Below are 6,000 nucleotides of genomic sequence, written 5' to 3' on the forward strand. Positions count from 1 at the left end.
CCGTCAGCCGGCGGATTTCGGTGGATAAATTCCCATGACGGATCTCGCATAGTGCAGGGCGCAGTGGCTTCATCATCGGCCCGCTCATCTACCGGGTGCTCTACGACGGCGACTCGGCCACGCCGGAGCGGCTGTGGGAATGGGTGACCCGGGCACTCGGCGGTGCCTAACCCGCCTATCACGGGTGATCGCGCACCCCTTCCTGAACTCACGTCCGCCCGGGGAATATCGCTGAATCCCGGCCGGCTTCGCGCCCGGGAGCCAACGAGGAGTCGGAGGCCGTAGGGCTGCCCCCTGGCCGGGTGGGGTTCCCCTCGGGGATTTCGCTCAATGGGTGATAGCGGTCCGGCGGGCAGCGAGCGTGAACCACCTGTTAAGCGCAGGCAGAGCAGGTCTTGCGCTCCGGGAAACCGCCATAGTCGCCGCCGCGGAGGGAGCGCGCCGGATAGCCCCTTAAACGCGCGCTGTTACGGCAACGGGGGGCTGGAAGCGGGAGACGCCCGGCCCTTTCGGTACACCGAAAGGGCCGGACCCGGTTCAAACACGCAGGGCTTCCCCGTGATTACTGGAACACCGGGAAGACGCTGGCGTCGCCGTAGTCCTTGATCGGCTCCATGTTCTTCAGCGTCTCCATGTCGTCATCGGCGATCACGAAGTCCACGTCCGCGTTGTTCTTCATGTGCTCCGGGTTGGCCGTCTTGGGCAGCGGCAGCAGGCCGAGCTGCAGATCGTAGCGGATGCACAGCTGCGGCACGGAGACACCGTACTTCCTGGCCATTTCCGCGATCTGCTCGTTCTTGAACAGCTCACCGTGGCCCACCGGCGAGTACGCCTCGACGAGCAGCCCCTTGTCCTTCGAGTACTTGATCAGGTCCCAGGGGGTGTTGCTCACGTGCGCCAGGATCTGGTTGACCACCGGTTTGACCGTGCAGGACTCCAGGATGTTGTCGATGTCCTGCTCGGCGAAGTTGGACAGGCCGATCGCGCGGATCCTGCCTGCCTTGTGGGCCTCCTCGAGCGCGCGCCAGGCCTCGCGGTTGCCTTCGAGGAAGCGATCCGCCTCACCGAAGCTGTCCCAGGGCTGGGGGCTGTGGATGATCATCATGTCGATGTAATCCAGGCCCATGCGCTGAAGGGAGCCCTCGATGGACTCTACCGCGCCCTTGTAGTCCTTGTACCGCGCCGCGAGCTTGGTGGTGACAAACATCTCCTCACGGCTAACCCCACAGGCCTTGATACCCGCAGCCACCTCGGCCTCGTTGCCGTAGTCCTGCGCGGTATCGATATGGCGGTAACCGAGCCTGGCGGCCTCCTTCACCGCCTCTTCGGCATCCTTACCCTCGATGAACCACGTGCCAAGCCCCAGCTTGGGGATCTCAACGCCATTAGAGAGGGTATAGGTCTCTTCTAGCAGCATAATGCGTTCTCCTGGTTACACGCCGTTGTATCCATTCCGGCGAGGGAACAAATGTCTTCTGATCGCTTCGAGCTCCGGACCCGGCTCCAACCGGAAGGGGCCTACCTCATGCCGACGCACGGCCGGGCCCCTCTACCGCCAGACATCGCCAGCAGTGGCAATCGCACGGACCACGGCTGCCCGGGCGGGATGCTGGCGCGAAGGCAGCGACAACGCGCCGGTGGTGCCACGCTCCGGAGGCCCCCGTCGCCGTTGCACCCTTTCCCGTTGCCGCGCCCTCGTAAAGGAAACCATTGATTCCACAGGAAACGACGACATCGCAGACCGGCCCGCAGCAAACGCCCGGTCGCACCGGCCGATTCATGCCGCGTAGCGCCCGGCAGAGGACATCGCGGCGCAAACCCCTGCTGCATGCCGTCACATCGGAATTAAGTAGTGACCTACCGAAGGAAAGTCGGGGGTCGGTTCCCGGATTTCAACACCCGTGCGGCACCTGATTGCCCAACCAGGCGCACGTCGTCACTCCGCTCCGGCTGGCGCACTCGCCACGTGGCTGCGTTCGGGCCAGGAGCGCCGCGCGGCCTAGGGCCGATCGGCCTCCTCCGTAGCGGGCTCCGGCGTCTCGCCATCCACGTCCTGGACTTGGTGATCGAACGCCGCCTGGAGGCCGGTTTCCTCCTCGGCCTCCTCTTCCGCCCCGTGCTCGATGTAGCGCGGATACAGCGGCGACAGGATCGCCACCAGGATGCCGATCGAGGAGAACACGGCGAACGCATCGGCGTAGCCGAGCGCGTTCACCAGCACGCCGACCACGGGCGAGCCCGTGGCCTGCCCGAGCGAGACGGCCATGAATGGCAGGACCGGCCCCATCGACAGCCGGCCCGGCAACAGCCGGATGCCCGTCATCAGGTACAGCCCGGTCAGGCTCATGTAGGCCAGGCCGAAGACCAGCGCGGAGAAGGCGGTAATCGCCAGCCGGCCGGGACTGGCCGCGAGCAACGCCAGGCTCGCGGAGAGCATCATCAGCATGAGCGCCTGGGTGATGGGCGGGTTGTTGCGATCGGCCAGGTCCGCCACCACCGCGCCCCCGAGCCCCGCGATGCCGACGGCGAGCCACAGCCAGCCGGTCGTCCCGGGCGGCAAGGCACCGAGGGTGACCACCAGATCCGGCGCGAAGATCCAGTACGCGGAGGAGACGAAGCCCATCGCGAAGGAAAACAGCGAGAGCCTGAACAGACGCGCCCACTGCAGGGCAGTGATCGGCGGCGGCGCCGCGGCCGCGGTAATCGCCGCCGTCGCCCGCGACACCGAGGGGATGAAGTACCAGGCGGCCACGATCCCGATAGCCGCCAGGATGGCAAACGACACGTACGCGAAACGCCAGGCCGTGGCCAGGAACAGGACCGCCGGCACGGCAACCGCCACACCGATGCTCGTCCCCGCGTTCATCACCGAACTCACGCGCCCATGCAGCGAGCGCTTAACCAGCACCTGCATGGCGGCCGTGAGTGCCGGCATCATCAGCCCCGTGCAGATGCCGCAGGCGAACACCCCCACACCGAGGGACTGCGCGCCGGACGCCTGACTGATGACCGCCAGACCGCCGGCGCCGAACGCACCGGAGAGCACGGCCGTGTTGCGGGCGCCCAGGCGATCCGCGGCCCACGGGGCAACCAGCGTGGCCAGCACGAAGCTGATGAGCGGCAGCGCACCGATGATGCCGATCACGTACGGCGTCAGCTCCAGATCGGCACGGATGGGCGGCACGAAAAGCCCGAAGGCGAAGCGCGCCAGCCCGTAACTGATCGCAATCAGCGCCGCACCCAGCAGCGCAAACCCCGTGCTCGTGGGATACTTCATGTCACCTCCGCCGGACCGATATCGACAACACCGCCCCGGTCCGGTCCCATGCAGAGCCCCGGGCATGCGCGCGCCACCGGTTCGTGACCCCAGTACGCATTCGCCTTGGCCACCGTGCGACCCTCCCATGACAGACACGGACGCGGGAGGCACACAACGTCCATCCGATTGAACCTCAAAGCAAATCGTTCTGGTCTATGGGGCGGAACCAGCAGATGCCCGGTAGTCCTGCGGCCTACCGCCCGGAGCGCATTCGCCCACAAACGACGCCCGACCCTCACGGCGTCTCACACTGACCGCCCCTTTGCCGTGGCGGGAGAAGGAAGCGCGCACCAACGCCCCCCTGTCACCCGAACTCCATCCGCGGGCGTTTCGCGCTCGACGCGTAACCCTGGGCCTCTCTTCCGCCGTCCAGCGGGCCGAATTCCTGCCGCACGCGGCGCCGGTCCTGACGCGGCGTGTCACTCGCCCGGGGTACAGCACCCGGAGCCTTCCTGAACCGGCGGACACGCCACCGACCCGAATGAGCAGAACACGCAGCAGTCACCGGGCTTCGGCTTGAGCAGCGCGCCGCAGGACTCACACTCGTAGAAATAGGTGCAGGCGTCCGTCGGCATTGTTTCCGTCTTACGGTGACCACATTCCGGACACGTGATAACCGACTGCAGAATGACTTCGACCATTTCTCCCTCCCGGTACCGGCGCCACGGTGCCAGCCTCGGCACCTGACACTGTCCAACAAGGTATCCTCTTAACCTCCCAAGCGGACACATCAGGCAGTATGCGTGGACGATCCCGTTGAACCGCACGCACGCCTCGCCGAGCAGATCGAGGAAGCTCGCGAAACTCTGATCATCCAGATAGATCGGATCACGGCGGTTGCCGCGAGAGAAGACGTGATAGATCGCGCCCGCGTACTCAAGGCACAGCGGCCTTGCCATGGCTTACCTCCCTGTAGCCAGACCAACGGAACCTTCCTGTACCGTGCCTTACACCAGCTGATCAGCCTTCCCACCGCCATGTCTCGGCATGTTAGAGCTGGCCCCGAGCTCAACGTACCGATCAGAACGCGCCGCCTCGTTTCTCCCGCAAAACCGCATAGCCCATACCGACCAAGCCGGCATTACGGATCGCCGTGCCGACGGCCTGCAGGATGTCCGGCACCGGAACCACCGCCAGCACGAGGTTCACGAGCAGGCCGATACCGAACAGCAGGACCGCCGCCGCGGGCAGGCCCTTCCCCCTGAGCGCCGAATTGGCGAAAAGCAGCCCGCCGACCACCATCAGCGCACCATGAACCGTGTAGAGCGGTCCTAGCTGCCCCCAGAGCGACTCGTAGTCCGGCACACCCGCGCTCAGGGCGTACAGCGTCGTGTGAGCGAAATACGTAAAGGCGATCCCGTAGAGCACCGCCCCGATCAATGCACCGGCGCCAAGCGCCTCGGCCCGCACGGCATAGACCCCGAGCAGCAACCACGGCATCGGCAGGAACGCGACATAGTTCAGCCAGAGCTGCGCCGTCGAGAAACCATCCTGGTACCATTCCATCACGTCGGTGAGGGAGTGGAGCGCCGGTGCGGCAACTGCGGCACTCCCGACAAGCAGTCGTAGTGCATACGATGAACTCAAGGGCATGGTGTTCGGGGAGCGCCTTAACGCTCGCTATCACCGGTGACAAGGTCGCGGCGACGCAAAGGCTTCGGCCTCCGGTGAACGGTCTGGCCATGAGCGTTCAGTCGACGATGAATAGCCTGGCGCCCCGCTCAGTTGATGAGCGGTGAAGCTCCGCATTATCCGCGACCTGATAGCTCGAACCGGGAGTGAGCGTGAAGCACCGGCCGTCTTCCAGCTCAGTCTGAAGCTCACCTTCCAGACAAAGAAGTATGTGCCCCTTCGCGCACCAGTGATCCGCCAGATAGCCCGGGCTGTACTCCACCATCCGCACCCGGATATCCCCGAAGTGTCGGGTTCGCCAGTACGCCACGCCCCTCTCCCCGGCGTGCTCGGTCTTCTCGACCTCAGACCAATCAGTAACCCCAAAAGGCAGGTCCGTGATGTTCAAGATTGTTGCTCCTTAAGGAAGCGCTGAAATAATGCGGTTTTCCTTGATTTCGACGTGGCCAATGCCGCTAGAAGGCGCGATTCGCGGCCTTTCGAGGCGGCCTGTGTTGCTGCTCGCCGGAAAAATGCCGCCGTATTGCTCATGTGGAGCGCTTTTCTGCGGTCTCAACACGCACCTCCCCCTGGGACGGCACCCAATCGTCGACGAGCCAGCAGCAGATTCGCCAGGCCGAACAGCGCATACAACTGCGCCTCGTTCTTCGCGATGCCGCGGTAGCGCACCTTGCGGTGGCCGAACCGGTTCTTGAGGACGTGAAACGGATGCTCGACGTAGGCACGGATCTTCGCCTTGATGAGCTCGCAGGCTTCCCGGGCCTGAGCGGTTTCATCGTCGCCGAGCGCCCGGCGCGCGCCGCGCTTCATGGCCACATGCCACTTCGTGGTGCTGCCACGATGCTCGGCGCGCTTGCTCACGCCCTGATAGGCCGAGTCGCCGAAGGCGTGTTGCTCGGCGCCATGGAGCAGGTGGTGCGCCTGGGTGATGTCGGCGGCATTGGCGGGCGTGGCGACCATCGAGTGCACCAGCCCCGAGCCGGCGTCCACGCCGATATGCGCCTTCATGCCGAAGTAGTACTGCTTGCCTTTCTTCGTCTGATGCATCT

Annotated in this window: 6 protein-coding genes; all 6 read right to left on the reverse strand. The window is 65.1% G+C overall.

Going from position 1 to position 6,000, the window contains the following annotated elements:
• Positions 1 to 562: 562 nt before the first annotated feature.
• Positions 563 to 1,417, reverse strand: a complete 855-nt coding sequence (locus C516_RS0111365; RefSeq protein ID WP_018718516.1) for an aldo/keto reductase — start codon at positions 1,415 to 1,417, stop codon at positions 563 to 565.
• A gap of 582 nt (positions 1,418 to 1,999) precedes the next feature.
• On the reverse strand, positions 2,000 to 3,277 hold the full coding sequence (locus C516_RS0111370; RefSeq protein WP_018718517.1) for an MFS transporter: 1,278 nt from the start codon (positions 3,275 to 3,277) through the stop codon (positions 2,000 to 2,002).
• A 461-nt stretch (positions 3,278 to 3,738) separates the two neighbouring features.
• Positions 3,739 to 3,960: a GDCCVxC domain-containing (seleno)protein gene (locus tag C516_RS0111375; RefSeq protein ID WP_026321131.1), complete on the reverse strand. Its 222-nt coding sequence runs from the start codon at positions 3,958 to 3,960 to the stop codon at positions 3,739 to 3,741.
• 379 nt (positions 3,961 to 4,339) lie between these two features.
• Positions 4,340 to 4,825 carry a hypothetical protein gene (locus C516_RS0111380; RefSeq protein ID WP_018718519.1) on the reverse strand — a complete coding sequence of 162 codons (486 nt, stop codon included), beginning with the start codon at positions 4,823 to 4,825 and terminating at the stop codon, positions 4,340 to 4,342.
• A 184-nt stretch (positions 4,826 to 5,009) separates the two neighbouring features.
• On the reverse strand, positions 5,010 to 5,339 hold the full coding sequence (locus C516_RS0111385) for a DHCW motif cupin fold protein (protein ID WP_018718520.1): 330 nt from the start codon (positions 5,337 to 5,339) through the stop codon (positions 5,010 to 5,012).
• Positions 5,340 to 5,503: 164 nt separating this feature from the next.
• Positions 5,504 to 6,000 (reverse strand): IS5 family transposase (locus C516_RS0111390; RefSeq protein ID WP_018718521.1); only part of this gene is annotated, 497 nt, incomplete at its 5' end.

Origin of the sequence: Arhodomonas aquaeolei DSM 8974, assembly GCF_000374645.1 — a bacterium.
Taxonomy (GTDB): domain Bacteria; phylum Pseudomonadota; class Gammaproteobacteria; order Nitrococcales; family Nitrococcaceae; genus Arhodomonas; species Arhodomonas aquaeolei.

Coding starts and splice junctions, on each gene's coding strand:
- C516_RS0111365 (WP_018718516.1), bottom strand. CDS start 1,417: ATGCTGCTAGAAGAGACCTATACCCTCTCTAATGGCGTTGAGATCCCC.
- C516_RS0111380 (WP_018718519.1), bottom strand. CDS start 4,825: ATGGAATGGTACCAGGATGGTTTCTCGACGGCGCAGCTCTGGCTGAAC.
- C516_RS0111375 (WP_026321131.1), bottom strand. CDS start 3,960: ATGGTCGAAGTCATTCTGCAGTCGGTTATCACGTGTCCGGAATGTGGT.
- C516_RS0111370 (WP_018718517.1), bottom strand. CDS start 3,277: ATGAAGTATCCCACGAGCACGGGGTTTGCGCTGCTGGGTGCGGCGCTG.